Raw genomic sequence first — 22,542 nt, forward strand, 5'->3', positions numbered from 1 at the left:
CCGACGCCTCCGCCGAAGCCTCCGCCGGACCCGCGGCCGGCGCCTCCGCCGAAGCCCCCGCCGGACCCGCGGCCGACGCCTCCGCCGGACCCGCGGCCGACGCCTCCGCCGAAGCCCCCGCCGGACCCGCGGCCGACGCCTCCGCCGACGTCGCCGTCGAAGCAGAAGAGCCCGCCTCCGGCGTGGACCACCGACCCTGAACCCGGGAGGACCCGTGTCCCTTGCTTCCTTCGAGCGCTACCCGCTCCTCTTCGGGCCCTCGCCGGTGCACCGGCTGGAACGCCTGACCGCCCATCTCGACGGTGCCTCCCTGTGGGCCAAGCGGGAGGACTGCAACTCCGGTATCGCCTACGGCGGCAACAAGACCCGCAAGCTGGAGTACCTCGTCGCCGACGCCCTCGCCCAGGGCTGCGACACGCTGGTCTCCATCGGCGGAGTGCAGTCCAACCACACCCGCCAGGTCGCTGCCGTCGCCGCCCGCGCCGGACTCAAGTGCGTCCTCGTGCAGGAGAGCTGGGTGGAGTGGCCCGACGCCGTGTACGACAAGGTCGGCAACATCCTGATCAGCCGGCTCGCCGGCGCCGAGGTGCGGCTCGTGCAGGCCGGGTTCGGCATCGGCTTCAAGGAGAGCTGGGAGCTGGCCCTCAGGGAGGTCGAGGAGTCGGGCGGAAAGCCGTACGCCATCCCGGCCGGCGCCTCCGACCACCCCCTCGGCGGGCTCGGCTTCGCCTCCTGGGCCTACGAGGTCGCCGAGCAGGAGCGGGAGCTGGGCGTCTTCTTCGACACGGTCGTCGTCTGCTCCGTCACCGGCTCCACCCAGGCCGGCATGGTGGCCGGCTTCGCCGCCCTGGAGGAGGCGGGCGGACGGCCGCGCCGGATCCTCGGCATCGACGCCTCCGCCAAGCCGGAGACCACCCGCGCCCAGATCGCGCGCATCGCCCACCGCACCGGGCAGCTCATCGGCGTCAAGCGCGAGCTGACCGAGGCGGACGTGGAACTGGACGAGCGCTACCACGCCGGGATCTACGGCGTCCCCGACGACGCCACCCTCGTCGCGATGCAGCTCGCCGCGCGCACCGAGGGCATGATCACCGACCCCGTCTACGAGGGGAAGTCGATGGCCGGAATGATCGACCTCGTCGAACGCGGCGAGATCGCCCGCGACTCGACCGTCCTCTACGCCCACCTGGGCGGCCAGCCCGCCCTGAACGCGTACAGCGGCGTCATCCAGTAAACGGAGATCGGCGGATCCGGGCCGGCCCCGGAGGCCGTGACCAGGCAGTATGCCGGTCATGAGTGGCCCGGATCCGCCGATCCCGGCTTCAGAGGGCTTGGGCGGACGGCTTCACCATGCCTCGGACCGTGCGGGACTTGACGAAGTCGCCCATGGCCGTCATCTCCCACTCGCCGGAGAACTGGCGGATCAGCTTGGCCATCATCACGCCCGTCTGGGGTTCGGCGTTCGTCAGGTCGAAGCGGACGAGTTCCTCGCCGGTGGCGGCGTCCAGGAGACGGCAGTAGGCCTTGGCGACCTCGGTGAACTTCTGGCCGGAGAAGGAGTTGACCGTGAAGACCAGGCCGGTGACCTCCTGGGGGAGCCGGCCGAGGTCGACGGTGATGACCTCGTCGTCGCCCCCGCCCTCGCCGGTGAGATTGTCGCCGGAGTGCCGGATGGCGCCGCCCACGATGGCCAGCTTGCCGAAGTAGCAGCTGTCGATGTGGTTGCGCTGCGGGCCGTACGCGATCACCGACGCGTCCAGGTCGATGTCCTTGCCCCGGTAGGCGGGCTCCCAGCCGAGGCCCATCTGGACCTGCGACAGCAAGGGGCGGCCGCCCTTGACCAGGGACACCGTCTGGTTCTTCTGGAGGCTGACCCGGCCCTTGTCCAGGTTGATCTTCCCGGCGCCGGGGGCGGGAGGAGCGGGCGGGGCCGGCGGAACCGGCGGGGTCTGGACGGCCGGCGGCGGGGTCACCGGGGTCTGCAGGGTCGGAGTGGGCGCGGGCGGAGCAATGGTCTGGGCCGGGGCCGGGGCGGGCTCCTCCACCGTGACGCCGAAGTCCGTGGCGATGCCGGCCAGACCGTCGGCGTACCCCTGGCCGACGGCGCGGACCTTCCACGCGCCGCCCCGCTGATAGATCTCCACGATCACCAGGGCCGTCTCCGTGCCGAGCTGCGGCGGGGTGAACGTGGCGATCACCGAGCCGCCGGCCGCGTCGCGGACGGTGGCGGTGGGTTCGATGCCCTGGAAGGTCTGGCCGGCCGCGTCCGGGCTGGCCGTGACGACGATCTTCTCAATACCCGGGGGGAGGGCCGTGGTGTCGACCGTGATCGAGTCCGGGGTCGTACCGCCGCCCGAGCGGTATGTCACGCCCGGGCCGCTCGGCTGGTTGTAGAAGATGAAGTCGTCGTCCGAGCGCACCTTGCCGTCGGCGGTGAGCAGCAGGCCCGATACGTCGAGCCGCACGGGGGCGGAGACGTCCACCGCGACGCGGGTGGCGGGCAGCGGGATGTTCGAGCCGGGGGTCATAGCTGTCATGCCGGGTGAACGATTCAGGCCGCTTTACCGTTCCCTTACCCGGGGCGTCGGGCGGCCGTTCGGGTCAGCGGCGGTTGCGGGGGTGCTCCCGGGCCGTGCGTTCGTTGCCCCGCCGGTAGTTCCCGGTCCAGCGGGCCATGACCAGCTGCGGGTCGCCCGCCGTGACCTCGGCGAGGAAGCGGTCGGCTCGCGGGCCGCGCAGCGTCGTGGCCGCGCGGCCGTGGTGGTCGATCGTCACCGTGCGGTCGGAGTGCTCGGTGTAGGTGAATCCGTGCGGGCGTGACATGTCCAGGATGTTAGGGGCGAGGGCGGTCGCGGCCCAGTGAATATCGCTCGGTGCGGTGCCCGCCCGCCCCTACGGCACCACGACGATCTTCCGCCCCACCCCCGACGCGAACTGGTCCAGCGCCTCGGGGTACCGCTCCAGCGGCAACCGGTCGCTGATGAAGAGGTCCGGGTCGAGGACCCCGTTCGCGAAGAGTTCCGCCGCGCGTTCGAAGCTGTGGAGGACCGCCATCGAGCCGGTGATGGTGATCTCCTGGTTGTAGATGCGGTAGGGGTCGATCGTGACCCGCGTCGCGTAGTCGGCCACCCCGAACTGCAGGAACGTGCCGGCCTTCGCCACCCGGTCCAGACCGTCCTGGATCGCCGCCGCGTTGCCGGTGGCGTCCACGACCACGTCCCAGCCGGCCGGACGGTCGAGCTCGTCGGCGGTCGCGGCCGAGGCGGAGACGCCCAGGCGGCGGGCGGTCTCCAGCCGGGACGGGTTGACGTCCACGACGTCCACGCTCGCCGCGCCGGTCCGCTTGGCCAGCTCCAGCATCATCAGGCCCATGGTCCCCGAGCCGTAGATCAGCACATGGGCGCCGAGGCGGGACCGGAGCACGTCGTAGCCGCGTACCGCGCACGACAGCGGCTCCACCAGCGCCGCGTCCTGCGTGCGCACATGGTCGGGCAGCTTCACGCAGTTCGCCACGGGCGCCACCGCGTACTCCGCGGCGCCGCCCGGCGTGGTGACGCCGATCGCCGCCCAGCGTGCGCAGAGGTTGTTGTGGCCGCTCCGGCAGTAGCGGCACTCGTGGCAGTACAGGGACGGGTCCACCGCCACCCGGTCGCCGACCGCCAGCTCGGTGACCCGGGTGCCCACCCCCACGACCTCGCCCGCGAACTCGTGGCCCGGCACGATCGGCAGCTCGGGGGCGAACTCGCCCTGGAGGATGTGCAGGTCGGTGCCGCACAGGCCGCACGCGGCGACCCGGACGACGACGTCGCGGGGGCCCGGTGCCGGGTCCGGGACCTCGGTGACGACGGCCTTGCCCACGGACTCGATGACGGCGGCCTTCATTTGACGGCTCCCAAGGACAGGCCCTGGACCAGTTTGTCCTGGGCGGCGAACCCCGCGGCGAGCACCGGCAGGGAGATGACGAGGGACGCGGCGCACACCTTCGCCAGGAACAGTCCCTGGCTGGTGATGAAGCCGGTCAGGAGGACGGGCGCGGTCTCGGCCACGACACCCGTCAGCACCCTCGCGAACAGCAGCTCGTTCCAGCTGAAGATGAAGCAGATCAGGGCCGTGGCGGCTATCCCGGGTGCGGCGATCGGCGCCACCACACGGGCCAGCACCGTCGGCAGGCGTGCGCCGTCGAGGTGGGCCGCCTCGATCACCGCGACCGGCACCTCCGCGAGGAAGGACTGCATCATCCACACGGCGATCGGCAGGTTCATGGAGGTGTGGAGGAGGACCAGCAGCCAGATGTTGTCGAGCAGACCCGCGTTCTTCGCGAAGAGGTAGATCGGGAGGAGGCCCGCCACCACCGGCAGCATCTTGGTGGACAGGAAGAAGAACAGCACGTCCGTCCACTTGCGTACCGGGCGGATCGACAGCGCGTACGCCGCCGGGAGGGCCAGGAGGAGGACGAGCAGGGTCGACGCCAGGGACGCCACCGTCGAGTTGATCAGGGCGGGCCAGGGGCTCGCTCCGCCGTCCGTGCCGAAGAACTCGCGGTAGCCGTCCAGGGTGAGGGCCGCCGTGAAGGACGGCGGGTTGGTCGCGGCGTCCGGCTCCGAGTGGAAGGACGTCAGCGCCATCCAGGCGATGGGCAGGAAGAAGACGAGCCCGGCGAACCAGGCCAGCAGACCTGGCCCCTTGCGTCGTACGGCGTTCATGAGCGCCCCGCCTCCTCGCGGAACAGCGACGAGACCACGCGCAGCGCGAACGTCGCGATGATGATCGAGCCGATGACGACCAGGACGCCGGCCGCCGAGGCCAGGCCGTTCTCATGGGCCTGGTAGAAGGTCTGGTAGACGGTGTAGGGCAGGTTCGCCGTGCCCAGGCCGCCGGAGGTGATGGTGAAGACGGCGTCGAAGTTCTGGACGATGTGGATCGAGCCCAGCAGTACGCCGAGTTCGAGGTAGCGGCGCAGGTGCGGCAGGGTCAGATGGCGGAAGATCTGCCAGTCGCTCGCGCCGTCGACGCGGGCCGCCTCGATCTGCTGGTGGTCGCGGGACTGCAGGCCCGCCAGGAGGATCAGCATCATGAACGGCGTCCACTGCCAGACCAGGGATGCCTCCACCGCGAGCAGCGGCGTCTCGGAGATCCAGTCCGGCTGGGGGCCGCCGACGTAGTGCAGCAGGCCGTTGAACAGGCCGTACTCGGGGTTGTAGAGGACGTGCTTCCACAGCAGGGCCGCCGCCACCGGGACCACCAGGAAGGGGGCGATGAGCAGGGTGCGGACGACGCCCCGGCCGCGGAACCTCCGGTCCAGCAGCAGGGCGAGCAGCAGGCCGAGGACCAGGCTGGCCAGGACGACGGCGACCGTCAGCAGAATCGTCGTCCACACCGAGCGGCGCAGCTCGGGGTCGGTGAGGACCTCGCCGTAGTTGGCGAGGCCGGCGAAGCTCCGGGCGTCGGGATAGAGGGAGTTCCAGTCGAGGAAGGAGATCACCAGCGTGGCCACGAACGGCAGCTGGGTCACGGCGATCATGAAGACGAGGGCGGGGAGGAGCGGGGCACGGGTCGCCCAGGCGCGCAGCCGGGCGGGGGGCCTGCCCTGGGTGCGTCGTACGGGGGCGGCCGCCGTCGGCGCTGTCGTGGTCGCGGTCATCGTCCCTCGTACTCCTCGGAGATCTGCTCGGCGAGCGCCTGCGCCTTCCTCAGGGCCGACTCCACGGACTGGTGTCCGGCGATGGCCGCGCTGATCTCCTGGGAGACCCTGGTGCCGAGATCGGTGAACTCGGGGATGCCGACGAACTGGATGCCGGGCGCGGGCCGCGGCTGCACCCCGGGATCGGTGGGCCGTGCGCTCTCGATGGCCTCGCGGGTCATCTCCTGGAAGGCGGCGGCCTCCTCGCGGTAGTCGGGGTTCGCGTACGTCGACTCCCGCTTGCCGGCGGGCACGTTCGACCAGCCGATCTCGTCGCCGACCAGCTCCTCGTACTCCTTGCCGGACGCCCAGGAGACGAACTTCCAGGCCTTGTCGGGGTTCCGGGAGGCCTTCTGGATGCCCCAGGCCCAGGTGTAGAGCCAGCCGGAGGACTCGGTCCGCTCGACCGGGGCCGGCACGTAGCCGATCCTCCCCTTCACGGGGGAGTCGTCCGCCTCCAGGGAACCGGCGGCCGAGGTGGCGTCGTACCACATGGCGACCTTGCCCTGGGTCATGTTGTTCAGGCACTCGGCGAAGCCGGACTGGGCGGCGCCGGACTCGCCGTGCTCCCGGACGAGGTCGACGTAGAACCGGGTGGCCCGCTCGAACTCGGGGGAGTCCAGGCGCGCCTTCCAGTCCTTGTCGAACCAGGTGCCGCCGAAGGTGTTCACGACCGTGGTCAGGGGGGCCATGACCTCGCCCCAGCCGGGCAGGCCGCGCAGACAGATGCCCTTCATGCCGGGCTCGGCGCCGTCCGCCTTCGCCGCGAGGCCGGCGACCTGCCGCCAGGTGGGGCGGTCCGGCATGGTGAGCCCCTGCTCGGCGAACACGTCCTTGCGGTACATGAGGAAGGACGACTCGCCGTAGAAGGGCTGCCCGTAGAGCCTGCCGTCGTCGCCGGTCAGGGACTGACGCATCGGCTTCAGGACGTCCCGCTGGTCGAACGCGGGGTCCTTCGCGACGTACGGGTCCATCTCCTCCAGCCAGCCGTTCCTGGCGTAGATCGGTATCTCGTAGTTGCTGAGGGTCGCCACGTCGTACTGGCCGGCCTGGTTGGCGAAGTCCTGGCTGATCTTGTCGCGGACGTCGTTCTCCGGCAGGACGGTGAAGTTCACCTCGATGCCGGTCCTCTTGGTGAAGTGCGCGGCCGTGAGCTTCCGCAGCTCCTGCATCTGCGGGTTGTTGACCATCAGTACGTTGATGGCGTCGCCGCCTGATCCCGCCCCGCCCGCTCCGGTCCAGCAACCGGAGAGAAGCGGGGCGAGCAGCGTCCCTGCGGCGACCGCGGCGAGTGCTGCGCGCGGTCTCCGTCGGCTCGGGGTTCGCATGGGGTCGCTCCTGGACGTTGGGGAGAGTCGGAGGGATATATGGGGGATAACGGACTCCTCGCGGCGTGGAGGGGCCGGGGAACCGGTCGGGTGGGGAGGTCAGACGCGGATGACCTGGGGGCCCAGCAGCGCGTACCGGTGGGCCTCCGCCGCGGGCAGCGATGTGCTCGTGACGATCGCGTCGAGCTCACCGACCCCGGCGAACCGGCAGAAGCTGACCGCGCCGAACTTGGTGTGGACGCCCGCGAAGACGATGCGCCGGGAGGCCCGGATGGCCTGGGCCTTGACCTCGCTGACCGCCGGGTCGGGGGTGGTGAGCCCGTGGTCGCGGGTGATGCCGTTGGCGCCGATGTAGGCCAGGTCGACGACGAAGCCGGCGAGCATCTTCGTCGTCCAGTGGTCGACGGTGGCGAGGGTGCCGGGGCGCACCCGGCCGCCGAGCAGTAGCACGGTCGTGTTGCCGGCCTCGGCCAGCGCGCCCGCGGTGGCGAGGGAGGCGGTGACCACGGTGAGCGGCCGGTCCCGGGGGAGGGCTTCGGCGATGAGCTGCGGGGTGAAGCCCTCGTCGACGAAGACCGTCTCCGCGTCCCCGAGCAGTTCGGCCGCCGCGGCGGCGATCCGGCGCTTCTCGGGGACGTGACTGGTGGCGCGGAAGGAGAGCGTCGTCTCGAATCCGGCGCTCTCCACGGGATACGCGCCGCCGTGTGTGCGCCGGACGAGCCCGTGCTCCTCCAGGGCGCGCAGATCACGCCGTACGGTCTCCTTCGCCACGCCCAGGTCGGCGGCGAGTCCGGCGACGTCGACGGAGCCCGTGCGGCGGGCTGCCCTGACGATCTCGCGCTGCCTCTCCTCCGCGCTCATGGCCGACACCCGCTCTCCCTCGCCGTCGTACTGCCCGTTCGGGCCCGTTCGGGACCCCGGTGCCAGTTCTACAGCGGGTGTGTGGCGCTGACCAGGCTTGTTGCGCGCCCGGTGATGCCCGTCCCTGCCCGTTTCGACGGCGGCTGCCCGCCGCGGACCTGGGGGCTGAGGCGCGACCGGGCAGCGAGCGTGCCCGAACAGGGCAGCGGGCGGGCCCGTTCGGTGCCCGCCCGCTGCCCCCGTCCGCCGCACGGCCCTCGTTTTCCGTACGACGGGCGACCTCGGCCCCCCCGGTGGTCGACGGCTGGCAGGCCGGCCGTCGTCCCGTCAGTGCGGCCAGATCGGAGGTTTGTTCACGAAGTGGCCGCCCAGGTAGGCGTGCGCCTCGTCACCGGGGTCGAGTTCGCCCTGCTCGGCGATGAGTTTGCCGGCGTACGGCTCGGAGTCGTCCTGCGGCTCGTAGCCCAGCCCGCGGGCGGTGGACAGGTCCCACCACAGGCGGGTGTTGGCGGAGGAGCCGTAGACGACGGTGTGGCCGACGCCCTCGGCGGTCAGGGCCGCGTGGAAGAGGCGGGCGCCGTCGGCCGGGCTCATCCAGACCGAGAGCATGCGCACGCTGGTCGGTTCGGGGAAGCAGGAGCCGATCCGCACGGAGACCGTCTCCAGACCGTGCTTGTCCCAGTAGAACTGGGCGAGGTCCTCGCCGAAGGACTTGGAGAGGCCGTAGAAGGTGTCGGGGCGTCGCGGGGTGTCGACCGGGATCAGCGGGTCCTCGCCCCGGGGGCGGGGCGTGAAGCCCACGGCGTGGTTGGAAGAGGCGAAGACGATGCGCGGGACGCCCTCCTGGCGGGCGGCCTCGTACAGGTTGTACGTGCCCTCGATATTGGCCCTGAGGATCTTCTCGAACGGGGCTTCCAGGGAGATGCCCGCGAGGTGGATGATCGCGTCGACGCCCGGTACGGCCTCCCTGAGGGCCTCCTTGTCGGCGAGGTCGGCGACGATCGCGTCCGGCTCGCCGTCGACGGGGCGCAGATCGAGGAGGCGCAACGCGTAGCCGTGGGCCGGGAGGAGCTCCCGCATCAGGGTGCCGAGACCACCGGCGGCGCCGGTGAGCAGAACGGTGCGGGGAGCGGGCATTCTCGGGTCTCCTTGCCTCGCCCTTCGTGTATATGGGCGTCCAGTATTCACATCCGTGGAAACGCTAGGGAGTGCGGGTCCGGTGAGTCAAGTGTGCCGCCGGAGTGCGGCCGGTGGTGTGAATGGGCTGGTGCGGCGCGGGTCGGTGTGCTTGACCGTCCGCGCGCGGGCGCCTTAGCGTGACGTCGTTCAAGAATATGGACACTGATCAGCGACATGGACTTGGGAGAGCCCGTGACGTCAGCCTCGCTCGCCGCTCGGCTCCGAGTCCCCACCGGGCCGCTGTTCTTTCCCGTCACGGCCTACGGCCCGGACGGCGGGATCGACCTCGACGCCTGCCGTGCGCACGTACGCCGCGGCGTCGAGGCCGGAGCCGCCGCCGTCTTCGCCTGCTGCGGCACCGGGGAGTTCCACGCGCTCACCCCCGAGGAGTTCCAGGAGTGCGTCCGGGCGGCCGTGACGGAGACCGCCGGACGGGTGCCCGTCGTGGCCGGCACCGGCTACGGGACCGCGCTGGCCGAGCGCTACGCGCGACTGGCCGCCGAGGCCGGCGCCGACGGACTGCTCGCCCTGCCGCCCTACCTCGTCGTCGCCGCCCAGGAGGGACTCCTGCGGCACTACCGCCGGCTGGCCGCCGCGACCCCGCTCCCCGTGATCGTCTACCAGCGCGACAACGCCGTCCTCACCCCTGAGACGGTCGTCGAACTGGCCCGCACCGAGGGCGTCGTCGGCCTCAAGGACGGAGTCGGCGACCTCGACCTGATGCAGCGCATCGTGAGCACGGTGCGCGGCGAGGCACCGGGCGGCTTCCTCTACTTCAACGGGCTGCCGACCGCCGAACTGACCCAGCCCGCCTACCGGGGCCTGGGCGTCACCCTGTACTCGTCGGCCGTCTTCTGCTTCGCACCGGAGATCGCCCAGGCGTTCCACCGGGCGCTCGGCGCGGGCGACGGCACGACCGTGGAGCGGCTGCTGGACGGCTTCTACCGCCCCTTCGTGGAACTCCGGGCCCGAGGACGCGGCTATGCCGTGTCACTGGTGAAGGCCGGGGTACGGCTACGGGGGCTGGACGTGGGCGAGGTACGGCCACCGCTGCACGAGCCGTCGGCGGAGCACGTCAAACAGCTGGGCCGGTTGATCGAGCGCGGATACGCGCTGCTGGAGGAGTGCCAGGAGGGCAAGTGAAGGCGTCTACGTTCCTCTACCCGTGGGACGTCAACGGGGACCCGGCCGCCGCGGAGCGCATCGCGGAACTCGGGGTGCGGCAGGTGACGCTCGCCTCCGCCTACCACTCCACGCGCGCGCTCACCCCGCGCCATCCCCGGCACCGCGTCGTCACCGCCGAGTACGCGGCCGTGCTGTACCCGCCGGGTGAGCGCTGGCGGGGGCGGACCCTGAGGCCGTACCCGGCGGGGGAGTGGGCCCCCGGCGACGCGTTCGGGGAGGCGGCCGGGGCGCTGCGCGCCGCCGGTCCGGAGGTGCACACCTGGGTGGTCCTCGCCCACAACTCCCGGCTCGGCGCGGAGCATCCGTCGACCTCCGTGGTCAACGCGTACGGCGACCGCTACCCGTGGGCGCCGTGCATCGCCCAGCCGGAGACCCGCGAGTACCTCGTCGACCTGGCGGCGGAGGCCGCGGTGCGGCCGGGTGCGCGCGGCACCGAGCTGGAGTCCCTCGGCTGGTACGGCTTCCAGCACCTGCACGCCCACGACAAGACCGGCGGTGTCGGGCTCGGGGACGCCGGGCAGTACCTGATGGCGCTCTGCTTCTGTCCGGCCTGCCGCGCCGGGTACGCAGACTCCGGGCTGGACCCCGACGCGCTGGCCGCGGCCGTGCGGGACGCGCTGGAGCCGCTGTGGCGGGGCGAGCCGGTCGACGACGGGTGGCCGGCGGTCGAGAAGCTCCTCGGCGAGGAGCGGGCGACGGGAACCCGGGTGTGGCGCGACGCCGTCGCCCGCTCCCTCCAGGAGGCCGCCGTCACGGCGGTGCGGGCCGCCGCACCCGAGGGGTTCCAGGTGCTGCTGCACGCGGACCCCGTGACGTACCACTGCGGTGCGAACGCGGGGGTCGACCCCGCGCACATCCTCGGCGTGGCGGACGGCGTCGTCGTGCCGTGCGCGGGCGGGCCGGGGCTGCTTCCCGCGTTCGCGGAGGCGGGCGTGGAGGCGGGTGCGGAGGGGGCGGTGCTGGCCGCCAACTTCGGCGTCGTGTCGGGGATGGGGGGCAGCCCGGGGACGCTGGGCGCGGACGCCGGACGGGCGGCGGAACTGGGGGCGACGGAGATCAGGCTCTACCACGCGGGCCTGGCGTCGGACCAGGACCTGGCGGCGGTTCGGGAGGCGTTGACGGCGGTGCGGTGAGTCCGTGGTGCCGGGCGCCGTCCGGGGAGGGGGTGCGGGTTCTTTCGCGGGTGCGGTGTGGTTTCTCGCGCAGTTCCCCGCGCCCCTGAAGGGTTGGGCCTGCGGCCCGCCCTCCATCCTGAAATGCACGGGGCGCAGCCCCGGTCGCTTTTCAGGGGCGCGGGGCGGTGACACCTGCGGCTCCGCCGCGTGGGCGCGACCAGCCGCCACCCACCCGCACTCGCCGACGCACCCGCACCCCCGCCTCGAAACGGCGATGAGTTCTCCCTCTCCCGTCGGTCTACCGGATAGAGGGCGCATGCCCTCGACCGACCCGAAGGAGCCCCGGATGACCGTCGACGACACCGACCCCGCCACGACCACCCTCGACCTCACCGCGCAGACCCGCGTCGTGGCCCGTCTCGCGCGGGCCGTGGGGGACGAGCAGCTCTCCGGCGCGACCCCCTGCCCCGCGTACGCCGTGCGGCACCTCCTCGGGCACCTGCTCGGCCTCTCCGTCGCCTTCCGCGACGCGGCCCGCAAGGACCTCGGGCCCACGACGGACACCGATCCCGGCGCCTCCCTCCCCGACATCGGCCCCGACTGGCGCGAGGCCCTGCCCCGGACGCTCGGCGAACTCGCGGAGGCCTGGCGGGACCCGGCCGCCTGGACCGGGGAGACCCGGGCCGGCGGCATACCGCTGCCGGGGCCCGTCGCCGGTGCCGTCGCCGTGAACGAGCTCGTGGTGCACGGCTGGGACCTCGCCCGCGCCACCGGACAGGAGTACGAGCCGGACCCGGACGCACTGGCCGCGTCCCACGCCTTCCTCACCGCGTCGGTCGACGCCCCCGGCCGGGACGGCATTTTCGGTCCCGTCGTGCCCGTACCGGACGACGCCTCCCTCCTGGACCGCGCGATCGGCCTGAGCGGACGCGACCCGAACCGGAAGGCATAGGCTGTCCTCAGACAGAACACTCGAAATCCGGCGCGCGCCCCCGCCCGCGTCCGTACGCTCCCCCACATGCCCCTGAGCCTCACCGTCCTCGGTACCTCCTCTCCGCATCCCGGACCGGGCCGGCCCGCCTCCGGCTATCTGCTGCGCGGCGGGGGCGCGGAGATATGGGTGGACGCCGGGTTCGGGACCTTCGCCGAATTGCAGCGGCACACGGACCCCACGAGGCTCACGGCGATCTGGCTGTCCCATCTGCACGCCGACCACAGCGCCGATCTGCTCGCCGCCGCGTACGGCTTCGCGTACGGCGGCCTCACCCTGCCCGCGCCGCTCCCCGTCTACGCGCCCGACGGCTGCGCCCGGCGCGTCGCCGCCTTCTTCGGCCGGCCGGACCCCGCCTTCCTCAGCAGCGTCTTCGAGTTCCGCCCGCTGTACGACGGGCACACCGCCCGGCACTGGAACCTCACCCTCACCGCGCGTGCCGTCGTCCACGACACGGAGGCGTACGGGCTGCGCGCCGAGTGCCAGGGGCGGGTGTTCGCGTACTCCGGGGACAGCGGGCCGTGCGACGCGCTCACCCATCTCGCGGGCAGCGCCGACCTCTTCCTGTGCGAGGCGGACATCGCCGCGCATCGCGAAGGCGAACCCCGGGTGCATCTCACGCCGGAGGAGGCCGGTACCTACGCCAAGGGAGCGAGCCGGCTTCTCATCACGCATGTGGGACCCGCGCTGACCAGGGAGGAGGCCACCGGACGCGCCGCCGTGGCGTTCGGCGGGCCCACCGAGAGCGCGTATGAGGGCGACACCAGGATCGTGTGACGGCAACCACGAATTCTTTTGCCGGAAGCATTGACGAAACACGAGCCCCCTCCTACCTTCAACGCGTCGTACTTCGTACGTCATATATGAGACGCGATACGCGAGATCGGATACGTGAGATGCCGGGAACGGCAGCCCGTGGGATCTCCGTGACACCGAGAGGCCGCGCATGACCTCTGTGCCCACGCCGATCCCGTCCCGCACGCAGTTCGTGCTGGAGGGGATCAAACACCGCATCCTCACCGGACAGCTGACGCCGGGTCAGGCCCTGGTCGAGACCGAGCTGGCCGCGCAGTTCGGGGTGTCCAAGACGCCCGTGCGCGAGGCGCTGAAGACGCTGGCCGGTACCGGACTCGTCGTGATGAGCCAGTACAAGGGCGTCACCGTGCGCATGGTGGACGCGGACATGGCACGCGAGGTCTACGACGTACGGCTGCTCCTGGAGCCGGAGGCCCTGCGGCGCTCGGTGCGGCGCGGTGCCTCGTGGGAAGCCGCCGGCTCCGCGCTGACCAGGGCCGACGCGGCCACGGACACCGCCGAACGGTCGCTCGCCAACCGGGAGTTCCACCGCGCCCTCTATGTGCCCTGCGGCAACCCGCTGCTCGGCCGGATGCTCGACGAGGTGCGCGACCAGGCCGCCCTGGTCTCGGCCGTGGCCTGGGCCGCCGATCCCTCGTGGGAGCGGGAGGCCGCCGAGCACCGGGAGATCCTGCGGCTCGCCCTCGACGGCGACGCCGACGGCGCGGCCGCCGCCCTGCACGCGCACATCGCCTCGTTCGTCGAGCGGGCCTTCCCCGAGGCCCACGACGACGGGGGCCGGCAGGTCGGCCGGCCCCAGGGCGGCCGCGAGACCGGCCGAACCGGCAGCGCCCAGTAAGCCCCCGAGTCCACGAGGCCCGCCGCCCCGGGCGACGGCCTCCGCAGTCCTCGCAGAGGAAGGTCATCCATGAGCAGCGTGACGTTCGAGACCCAACGGACGGCTCTGGCCGACGTGGTGGCCATCCCGGTGACTCCGTTCGCCGAGGACGGCACCGTCGACCAGGGCGCCCACCGGGCCCTGCTGCGTCGGCTGCTGGACGGGGGGATCACCACCCTCACCCCGAACGGCAACACGGGCGAGTTCTACGCGCTGACCCCCGAGGAGCGGCGCCTGGTCACCGAGCTGACCATGGACGAGGTCGGCGACCGCGCGGTGGTCCTGGTCGGCGTCGGACACGACATCCCGACCGCGGTCGCCTCCGCCGAGCACGCCCGCGAGGCCGGCGCCCAGATGGTGATGGTCCACCAGCCGGTCCACCCGTATGTGTCGCAGCGCGGCTGGGTCGACTATCACCGGGCGATCGCCGAGGCCGTGCCGGAGCTGGGCGTCGTGCCCTACATCCGCAACGCGCAGCTCTCCGGCGCCCGTCTCGCCGAACTCGCCGACGACTGCCCGAACGTGATCGGTGTGAAGTACGCGGTCCCGGACGCGGCGCGGTTCGCCGCCTTCGCCCGCGACGCCGGTCTGGACCGCTTCGTCTGGGTGGCCGGACTCGCCGAGCCGTACGCTCCCTCCTACTTCTCGGCGGGCGCCACCGGATTCACCTCTGGGCTCGTCAACGTCGCCCCGGCCGTCTCGCTGAACATGATCGAAGCGCTTCGATCGGGTGACTTCCCGGCCGCCATGAAGGTCTGGGAGCAGATCCGCCGCTTCGAGGAGCTGCGTGCCGCCAACGGCTCCGCCGACAACGTGACCGTGGTCAAGGAGGCGCTGGCCTCGCTCGGCCTGTGCCGCAGGGACGTCCGGGCGCCCAGCAGGCAGCTGCCCGAGGACGAACGCGCCGAGGTCGCCTCCATCGCCGCGGGGTGGTCGATATGACGAACCCGGTCGACACGAGGAAGCCGGAAGAACTCCGCAGCCACCAGTGGTACGGCAGCGGCGTCTCGTCGGGGCTGCGCTCCTTCAGCCACCGCGCCCGCACCCGTCAGCTCGGCTATCTGCCCGAGGAGCACCTGGGCAAGCCGGTCATCGCGATCCTGAACACCTGGTCGGACATCAACCCCTGTCATGTCCACCTCCGCGACCGCGCGCAGGCGGTGAAGCGGGGCGTGTGGCAGGCGGGCGGTTTCCCGCTGGAGTTCCCGGTCTCCACCCTCTCGGAGACCTTCCAGAAGCCGACCCCCATGCTCTACCGGAACATGCTCGCGATGGAGACCGAGGAGCTGCTGCGCTCGTACCCGGTCGACGGGGCCGTGCTGATGGGCGGCTGCGACAAGTCCACGCCCGCCCTGCTGATGGGCGCCGCGAGCGTCGACCTGCCGACGGTGTTCGTGCCCGCGGGGCCCATGCTGCCGGGGCACTGGCGCAACGAGGTCCTCGGCTCCGGCACCGACATGTGGAAGTACTGGGACGACCGGCGCGCCGGGCTCATCGGCGACTGCGAGATGACCGAACTGGAGTCCGGTCTAGCCCGTTCGCCCGGTCACTGCATGACGATGGGCACGGCCTCCACGCTCACCGCCGCCGCCGAGGCCCTCGGGGTCACGGTGCCCGGCGCGTCGAGCATCCCGGCGGTCGACTCCGGGCACGACCGGATGGCCGCCAAGTCGGGCCTGCGGATCGTCGAGCTGGTCCGCAAGGACCGCAAGCTCAGCGACATCCTCACCGCCGACGCCTTCGAGGACGCCGTCACCACCGTCCTCGGACTGGGCGGCTCCACCAACGCGGTCATCCACCTCATCGCCATGGCCGGCCGCGCGGGCGTCAAGCTCACCCTGGACGACTTCGACCGCATCGCCCGCACGGTCCCGGTGCTGGCCGACGTCCGTCCCGGTGGTCAGACGTACCTGATGGAGGACTTCCACTTCGCGGGGGGTCTGCCCGGTTTCCTCTCCCGGATCACCGACCTGCTGCACCTGGACCGGCCGACCGTCTCCCACGACACGATGCGCGAGCAGCTCGACGGCGCGCTCGTCCACAACGACGCCGTGATCCGCACCCGTGAGAACCCGGTCGCCGCCGAGGGCGGGGTCGCCGTCCTGCGCGGCAACCTCTGCCCCGACGGCGCGGTCATCAAGCACATCGCCGCCGAGCCCCACCTGCTCAGGCACACCGGTCCCGCCGTCGTCTTCGACGACTACCGGACCATGCAGCGCACCATCAACGACCCGTCGCTCGGCATCACCGCAGACAGCGTCCTCGTCCTGCGCAACTCCGGCCCCAAGGGCGGCCCCGGCATGCCCGAGTACGGGATGCTGCCCATCCCCGACCACCTGCTGAAGCAGGGCGTACGGGACATGGTGCGGATCTCCGACGCCCGGATGAGCGGCACGAGTTACGGCGCCTGCGTGCTGCACGTCGCGCCGGAGTCGTACATCGGCGGCCCGCTCGCCCTGGTCCGCACCGGCGACCCGATCACCCTCGACGTCGAGGCGCGCACCCTCCACCTCCACGTGGACGACGAGGAGCTGGAGCGCCGCCGGGCGGAGTGGACCGAGCCGCCCACCCGCTACGAACGCGGTTACGGCGCCCTCTACAACGACCAGATCACCCAGGCCGACACCGGCTGCGACTTCGAGTTCCTGGCCAGACCGGGCAAGGTCCCGGACCCGTACGCGGGTTGACCGCTCCGACGCCGGGCGCGTCGAAAGGGGCGCGGGGAGCGGCGCGACAAGCACCCACACACCCGCACCCGACCTCACCCCGCGAGCCGCATCCCCGTACCGCGAACCGCCCACCCCTGCACAGCGAGAAAGCGCTTCCTGCACCACAACGCGCAACGACGTACCCAGAAACGGAGCCCCAGTCATGGCCCAAGCCGCAGCCGTGGCGAAACCGCCCGCGCCACCCCGGCGGAGCCGTGCGCGCCGTGCCTCCGCGACCCCGCGCAGGCTGCCCTACCTGCTGATCGCCCCGGCCGCCCTGCTCATGCTGGGCTTCATCGCCTACCCGGTCGTCAGCGTCTTCTACTACAGCCTGCAGCACTACAACCCCACCAAGCCGTGGCGGAACGGCTTCGCCGGCTTCGACAACTTCGTCCACGCCTTCACCGAGGACCCGCTGTTCTGGGACACCCTCGTCTTCAGCGCCAAGTGGGTGGTCGTCGAGGTCGGACTCCAGCTGCTGTTCGGTCTCGCGCTCGCACTGATCGTCAACCAGACGTTCGTCGGCCGGGCCCTCGGCCGCGCGCTCGTCTTCTCGCCGTGGGCCGTCTCCGGCGTCCTCACCTCCGCGATCTGGGTACTGCTCTACAACTCCCAGACGGGCATCACCCGTTACCTCGCGGACATCGGCATCGGCGAGTACGGCACCAGCTGGCTCTCCGACACCTCCACCGTCTTCTCGGCGGTGGTCGTCGCCGACCTGTGGCGCGGCGTCCCCTTCTTCGCGATCCTCATCCTCGCCGACCTCCAGTCCATCTCGAAGGACCTCTACGAGGCCGCCGAGGTCGACGGCGCGAGCCGTGTCCGGCAGTTCCTCCACATCACGCTGCCGCACCTGAAGGACGCGATCATCCTCTCCACGCTGCTGCGGGCGGTGTGGGAGTTCAACAACGTCGACCTGCTCTACACCCTGACCGGCGGCGGACCCGCGGGGGAGACCACCACCCTCCCGCTGTACATCGCCAACACCTCGGTCGACGCCCACAACTTCGGCTACGCGTCCGCCCTGACCACGGTCGCGTTCGTGATCCTGCTCTTCTGCTCGATGGTCTATCTGCGGCTGAGCAAGTTCGGAGGCGAGTCCAAGTGATCACCAAGGACGCCGAGAAGGCCGCTCCGGTGACGCCCGTGCCGGCGGCCCCCGAGCCCCCGCAGCGGCCCCGCAAGCAGCACCGCGCCTGGGACGAGGTGCCCCGCCTGCAGATCTATCTGCCCCTGTCGGTCTACCTCGTCTTCACCCTCGTCCCCTTCTACTGGATCCTGCTGTTCGCGCTCCGCAAGCCGGGCTCGACCTCGCTCGTGCCCTGGCCCGTCACCTTCGAGCACTTCGAGAAGGTGTGGAACGAGCGCAGCTTCGGCACCTACTTCCAGAACAGCGTCCTGGTCGGCGTCGTCACCCTGCTGATGACCACGCTCGTCGCCCTCGCCGGCGGCTACGCCCTCGCCCGCTTCGACTTCCGGATCAAGCGCGGCTTCATGCTGGCGCTGCTGTGCTCCCAGTTCGTCCCGGGCGCGCTGCTCCTCGTGCCGCTGTTCCAGATCTTCGCCGAGCTGCGGATGATCAACTCGCTCGGCAGTGTCATCCTCGCCGAGACGGTCTTCCAGCTGCCGCTGTCGATCATCCTGATCAGCAACTTCATCAAGAACGTGCCGTACTCGCTGGAGGAGGCGGCCTGGGTCGACGGCTGCAACCGGTTCACCGCGTTCCGGGTGGTCGTGCTGCCGCTGCTGCGGCCCGGTCTGATCGCCGTCGGCTCCTTCGCCTTCGTCCACTCCTGGAACCACTTCCTGTTCGCGCTGATGTTCCTCAGCAACCAGGAGAAGCAGACCATCCCGGTCGGCCTGAACACCCTGCTCAGCGCCGACAGCGTCGACCTGGGCGCGCTCGCCGCGGGCGGCATCATCGCCGCCGTCCCGGTCGTCATCGTCTTCGCCTTCATCCAGAAGTGGCTGATCACCGGCTTCAGCGCGGGGGCGGTGAAGGGATGAGCCACCGCAGGAGAGGTCTCTCCCTCGTCGCGTTCGCCGGGATGCCGGGCCCAGGGGGCGTAATGAAACTCCCGCACGGCACCCGACTCCCACGACACGCCCTGGACGGCGGCGACACCCCTAACCTGCACCAGAAGATCGACAGCGCCGGGAGGGCCGACCGAGAGGTGGCGCGCGGCGCGGGCGCAGGGAGAATCCGATGAACCACACCACCGCGTACGACACACCGGTCCCGCTCGTCCTCGCGGGAGCCCGCGGCCACGGCCGCTGGCACCTGGAGAACATCCGCCGCCTGGCGGACAAGGGGATCGTCCGCCTCGCCGGCGTCTGCGAACTGACCCCGCTGGGCGCGGACGAGATCCCGGACGGCCTCGGCACCCCCGAGCAGTCCGCCGACTTCGGCGCGCTCCTCGACTCCACCGGTGCCGCGATCGCCGTGATCTGCACCCCGATCCCGACCCACACCGACCTGGCGCTGGCCGCGGCCGAGCGGGGCGTGCACCTCCTGCTGGAGAAGCCCCCGGCCCCGTCGTACGCCGAGTTCCGCCGGATGGCGGACGGGGTGGCCGCCGCCGGGGTCGTCTGCCAGATCGGCTTCCAGTCGCTGGGCTCCCACGCGGTGCCCGCCATCCGGAAGATGATCGCGGACGGACTGATCGGCGAGGTCACCGGCATCGGCGGCGCCGGCGCCTGGGCCCGCGCCGAGGCGTACTACAGGCGGGCGCCCTGGGCGGGCAAGCGCCGCCTGAACGGTGTGGACGTGATCGACGGGGCGCTCACCAACCCCCTCGCGCACGCCGTCGCCACCGGCCTCGCCCTCGGCGACGCGGGCCGCGCCGAGGACGTCACCGCCATCGAGACCGAGCTGCTGCGGGCCAACGACATCGAGTCCGACGACACCTCCTGCGTGCGGATCACCACCGCCCGCGGCCGCCAGATCACCGTCGCGGCCACCCTGTGCGCCGAGAACCCCGACGAGCCGTACAACGTCGTCCACGGCACCAGCGGCCGGATCACCTTCTGGTACAAGCAGGACCGCGTGCTCCTACAGCGGGCGGGACACGGCCCCGAGGAGATCGAGTACGGCCGCACCGACCTGCTGGAGAACCTGGTCGACCACCTCGTCGACGGCACCGGCCTGCTGGTCCCGCCGGACACCACCGGCGCGTTCATGAAGGTCGTCGAGGCCATCCGCACCGCCCCCGACCCGCTCGCGCTCCCGGCCGACACCTGGCACCGGCTGCCCGAGGAGGACCGCAGGGTCGTCGACGGCATCGATGCCCTGGTCACGGCCGCCGCCGACACCCTCGCCCTCTACTCCGAACTGGGCGCCCCCTGGGCGCTCCCCGACACACCGGCGAAAGAGGTGGGTACCTGATGACGACCGACGAGTCCCTCGTCCTGCGGGTGGCGGGGCGCCCGGTGGGCCGTTACCACGCGCGGCCCGAGGTGCCGGCCCGCCTCTCGCCCCGCCCCTACCTCCATCCCGTCACCACCCTGTCCGGTACGGCGGTCACCGAGCTGAGCCCCGCCGACCACCTCCACCACCTCGGCGTCGGTGTCGCCGTTCCCGACGTCGAGGGGCACAACTTCTGGGGCGGGCGGACCTACGTCCGCGACCGGGGCCCGACCGAGCTCGACAACCACGGCTCCCAGCGCCACATCGCCTTCCAGCTGCGCGACCCCGACGGCTTCGTCGAGGAACTGCGCTGGGTGGCGTCCGGAACCGAGCTGCTGCGCGAGCGCCGTACCGTCGCGGCCACCGAACTGACCGACAGCGCGTGGGCGCTGGACTTCACCTTCTCGCTCACCAACACCACCGGCGCGCCCGTGTCGATCGGCAGCCCCGCCACCAACGGCCGCCCCGGCGCCGCGTACGGCGGCTTCTTCTGGCGGGCCCGCAAGGCGGCCGAGCCCCCGCGCGTGTTCACCGCCGACGCCGAGGGCGAGGCCGAGGTGCACGGCAACCGCGCCGACTGGCTCGCCCTCGCGGGCGACACCTGGACGCTGGTCTTCGCGGGAGCCACCGACACCACCCGCCACGACCCCTGGTTCGTCCGCGCCGACGAGTACCCGGGCGTCGGCTCGTCCCTCGCCCCCACCGAACGCCTGACCGTCGAGCCTGGCGGGACCACCGTGCGCCGGATCGTCACCGTCGTCGCCGACGGCACCCTCGACCGGGTCGAGGCGGCGGCTCTCGTCCGCAAGGCGGTGGGCCCGTGACCACCTCCGCCGGGGCACCCGCCTTCTCCGCCGACCGGGGCGACGGCACCTACCGCAACCCCGTGCTCGACGCCGACTGGTCCGACCCCGACGTCCTGCGCGTGGCCGACGACTTCTACCTGACGGCCTCCAGCTTCGGCCGGGTCCCGGGACTTCCCCTGCTCCACTCCCGGGACCTGGTCAACTGGACGCTCGTCGGCCACGCGCTGGAACTCCTCGAACCGGCGGGCGAGTTCCGGGTGCCCCGCCACGACTGCGGGGTGTGGGCGCCCTCGCTGCGGCACTTCGACGACCGGTTCTGGATCTTCTGGGGCGACCCCGACCACGGCATCTACCAGGTCAGCGCCCCCGAGATCCGCGGCCCGTGGACCCGGCCGCACCTGGTCAAGGAGGGCAAGGGGCTCATCGACCCGTGCCCGCTGTGGGACGAGGAGACCGGCGAGGCGTACCTCGTGCACGCCTGGGCCAGGTCCCGCTCCGGGATCAAGAACCGGCTCACCGGGCACCGGATGCGGCCCGACGGCACCGGACTGCTCGACGAGGGCAAGGTGATCGTCGACGCGGACCGGCTCCCCGGCTGGTTCACCCTGGAGGGCCCCAAGCTCTACCGGCACGACGGCTGGTTCTGGATCCTCGCCCCGGCCGGGGGCGTGGAGACCGGCTGGCAGGGCGCCTTCCGCTCCCGCGACTTCTTCGGCCCCTACGAGGAACGCGTCGTGCTGGAGCAGCACGACACCGACGTGAACGGCCCCCACCAGGGCGGCTGGGTGCGCACGGCGGCCGGCGAGGACTGGTTCCTGCACTTCCAGCAGCGGGGCGCGTACGGCAGGGTCGTCCATCTCCAGCCGATGCGCTGGGGAGCCGACGGCTGGCCCGTGCTCGGCGACGAGGGCGCCCCCGTGTCCGTCCACCCCAAACCGGCGCTGCCCGCGCAGCCACCCGCCGCGCCGGCCACCGACGACGACTTCCCCGGCGGCCGCTTCGGACGCCAGTGGCAGTGGACCGCGAACCCGCAGGAAGGCTGGGCGACCCAGCACTCCGGCGACGGGCTGCGGCTCACGTGCGTGCGCTCCGTGCACGCGCACGACCTGCGGAAACTGGCGAATGTGCTCACACAGCGGCTGCCGGGGATCCCCACCGTGACCGAGGTGGGGCTGCGCCTCGACAGCGAGGAGCCGGGGGCGCGCGCCGGGCTCGCCGTGCTCGGGGACGCCTTCCGCTGGATCGGGCTCCAGCGGGCCGCCGACGGGAGCGTGCACCTCGTCCACCGGTTCGCCGAGACGGTCGCCGAGCGCGAGCGGGACGCGGCTCCGCCGTGCCCGGCGCCCGAGGGGCGGGCCCGGCTGCGGATCGAGACCCGCGCCGGGGCGCGCTGCCACTTCGCCTACGACGTGGGGGAGGGCCGGCACTCCGCCGGCCAGGTCTTCGCCGCCACGTCCTGGCGCTGGGTCGGCGCTCTGCTCGGCCTGTTCGCGGTCGCGCCCCCCGGCGCGGGACACGCCGGTGCCGCCACGTTCACGACGTTCAGGATCACCCCTTCCTCGTAACCCGTACGCCTGTTGGGAGCCGCAG

21 protein-coding genes are annotated in these 22,542 nt (G+C 72.0%); 13 read left to right on the forward strand and 8 right to left on the reverse strand.

Features of this window, described 5'->3' with window-relative positions; all coding sequences use genetic code 11:
* Positions 1-214 precede the first annotated feature (214 nt).
* Positions 215-1,234 (forward strand): 1-aminocyclopropane-1-carboxylate deaminase, encoded by a 1,020-nt coding sequence (locus AC067N_RS02655; protein WP_478677035.1) that lies wholly within the window; start codon positions 215-217, stop codon positions 1,232-1,234.
* 88 nt (positions 1,235-1,322) lie between these two features.
* On the opposite strand, the gene AC067N_RS02660 is transcribed toward AC067N_RS02655, so the two are convergent.
* From AC067N_RS02660 to AC067N_RS02695, 8 genes are all read right to left on the reverse strand, one after another.
* Complete coding sequence (locus AC067N_RS02660) at positions 1,323-2,528, reverse strand: TerD family protein (RefSeq protein WP_478677187.1); 1,206 nt, start codon at positions 2,526-2,528, stop codon at positions 1,323-1,325.
* A 73-nt stretch (positions 2,529-2,601) separates the two neighbouring features.
* Positions 2,602-2,823, reverse strand: coding sequence for a hypothetical protein (locus tag AC067N_RS02665; RefSeq protein ID WP_478677036.1), 222 nt, complete (start codon positions 2,821-2,823; stop codon positions 2,602-2,604).
* A gap of 69 nt (positions 2,824-2,892) precedes the next feature.
* Complete coding sequence (locus AC067N_RS02670) at positions 2,893-3,882, reverse strand: zinc-dependent alcohol dehydrogenase family protein (protein WP_478677037.1); 990 nt, start codon at positions 3,880-3,882, stop codon at positions 2,893-2,895.
* Positions 3,879-4,703 (reverse strand): carbohydrate ABC transporter permease, encoded by an 825-nt coding sequence (locus AC067N_RS02675; RefSeq protein ID WP_478677038.1) that lies wholly within the window; start codon positions 4,701-4,703, stop codon positions 3,879-3,881. The genes AC067N_RS02670 and AC067N_RS02675 overlap by 4 nt, the downstream gene beginning before the upstream one ends.
* Entirely contained in the window at positions 4,700-5,641 is a 942-nt protein-coding gene (locus AC067N_RS02680) for a carbohydrate ABC transporter permease (RefSeq protein ID WP_478677039.1), read from the reverse strand. Before AC067N_RS02680 ends, AC067N_RS02675 begins: the two co-directional genes overlap by 4 nt.
* Positions 5,638-7,008 carry an ABC transporter substrate-binding protein gene (locus AC067N_RS02685; protein WP_478677040.1) on the reverse strand — a complete coding sequence of 457 codons (1,371 nt, stop codon included), beginning with the start codon at positions 7,006-7,008 and terminating at the stop codon, positions 5,638-5,640. The genes AC067N_RS02680 and AC067N_RS02685 overlap by 4 nt, the downstream gene beginning before the upstream one ends.
* Before the next feature lie 99 nt (positions 7,009-7,107).
* Positions 7,108-7,878, reverse strand: a complete 771-nt coding sequence (locus tag AC067N_RS02690) for a DeoR/GlpR family DNA-binding transcription regulator (protein WP_478677041.1) — start codon at positions 7,876-7,878, stop codon at positions 7,108-7,110.
* 318 nt (positions 7,879-8,196) lie between these two features.
* Positions 8,197-9,006 carry an NAD-dependent epimerase/dehydratase family protein gene (locus AC067N_RS02695; protein ID WP_478677042.1) on the reverse strand — a complete coding sequence of 270 codons (810 nt, stop codon included), beginning with the start codon at positions 9,004-9,006 and terminating at the stop codon, positions 8,197-8,199.
* Positions 9,007-9,222: 216 nt separating this feature from the next.
* On the opposite strand from AC067N_RS02695, the gene AC067N_RS02700 reads away from it, so the two are divergent.
* The 12 genes from AC067N_RS02700 to AC067N_RS02755 all read left to right on the forward strand — a co-directional run bounded on the left by AC067N_RS02700 (position 9,223) and on the right by AC067N_RS02755 (position 22,517).
* A complete protein-coding gene (locus AC067N_RS02700) occupies positions 9,223-10,191 on the forward strand; it encodes a 5-dehydro-4-deoxyglucarate dehydratase (protein ID WP_478677043.1) in 969 nt (322 codons plus the stop codon).
* On the forward strand, positions 10,188-11,366 hold the full coding sequence (locus tag AC067N_RS02705; protein ID WP_478677044.1) for a hypothetical protein: 1,179 nt from the start codon (positions 10,188-10,190) through the stop codon (positions 11,364-11,366). Before AC067N_RS02700 ends, AC067N_RS02705 begins: the two co-directional genes overlap by 4 nt.
* A 328-nt stretch (positions 11,367-11,694) precedes the next feature.
* Positions 11,695-12,300, forward strand: a complete 606-nt coding sequence (locus tag AC067N_RS02710) for a TIGR03086 family metal-binding protein (protein ID WP_478677045.1) — start codon at positions 11,695-11,697, stop codon at positions 12,298-12,300.
* Positions 12,301-12,366: 66 nt separating this feature from the next.
* The gene (locus AC067N_RS02715; protein ID WP_478677046.1) at positions 12,367-13,116 is read left to right on the forward strand and encodes an MBL fold metallo-hydrolase; all 750 of its coding nucleotides are present in this window, start codon (positions 12,367-12,369) and stop codon (positions 13,114-13,116) included.
* A 169-nt stretch (positions 13,117-13,285) separates the two neighbouring features.
* Positions 13,286-13,993 (forward strand): GntR family transcriptional regulator, encoded by a 708-nt coding sequence (locus AC067N_RS02720; protein ID WP_478677047.1) that lies wholly within the window; start codon positions 13,286-13,288, stop codon positions 13,991-13,993.
* Between the two features lie 69 nt (positions 13,994-14,062).
* Entirely contained in the window at positions 14,063-14,974 is a 912-nt protein-coding gene (locus AC067N_RS02725; RefSeq protein ID WP_478677048.1) for a dihydrodipicolinate synthase family protein, read from the forward strand.
* Entirely contained in the window at positions 14,971-16,719 is a 1,749-nt protein-coding gene (gene araD, locus AC067N_RS02730) for an L-arabinonate dehydratase (RefSeq protein ID WP_478677049.1), read from the forward strand. The genes AC067N_RS02725 and araD overlap by 4 nt, the downstream gene beginning before the upstream one ends.
* Before the next feature lie 184 nt (positions 16,720-16,903).
* The gene (locus AC067N_RS02735; protein ID WP_478677050.1) at positions 16,904-17,848 is read left to right on the forward strand and encodes a carbohydrate ABC transporter permease; all 945 of its coding nucleotides are present in this window, start codon (positions 16,904-16,906) and stop codon (positions 17,846-17,848) included.
* A complete protein-coding gene (locus AC067N_RS02740) occupies positions 17,845-18,747 on the forward strand; it encodes a carbohydrate ABC transporter permease (protein ID WP_478677051.1) in 903 nt (300 codons plus the stop codon). Before AC067N_RS02735 ends, AC067N_RS02740 begins: the two co-directional genes overlap by 4 nt.
* 199 nt (positions 18,748-18,946) lie before the next feature.
* Entirely contained in the window at positions 18,947-20,125 is a 1,179-nt protein-coding gene (locus AC067N_RS02745; protein WP_478677052.1) for a Gfo/Idh/MocA family protein, read from the forward strand.
* On the forward strand, positions 20,125-20,970 hold the full coding sequence (locus AC067N_RS02750) for a DUF6807 domain-containing protein (RefSeq protein WP_478677053.1): 846 nt from the start codon (positions 20,125-20,127) through the stop codon (positions 20,968-20,970). The genes AC067N_RS02745 and AC067N_RS02750 overlap by 1 nt, the downstream gene beginning before the upstream one ends.
* Positions 20,967-22,517: a glycoside hydrolase family 43 protein gene (locus tag AC067N_RS02755; RefSeq protein ID WP_478677054.1), complete on the forward strand. Its 1,551-nt coding sequence runs from the start codon at positions 20,967-20,969 to the stop codon at positions 22,515-22,517. Before AC067N_RS02750 ends, AC067N_RS02755 begins: the two co-directional genes overlap by 4 nt.
* Positions 22,518-22,542: the final 25 nt, after the last annotated feature.

It is taken from the genome of Streptomyces sp. NPDC042364 (assembly GCF_056437585.1).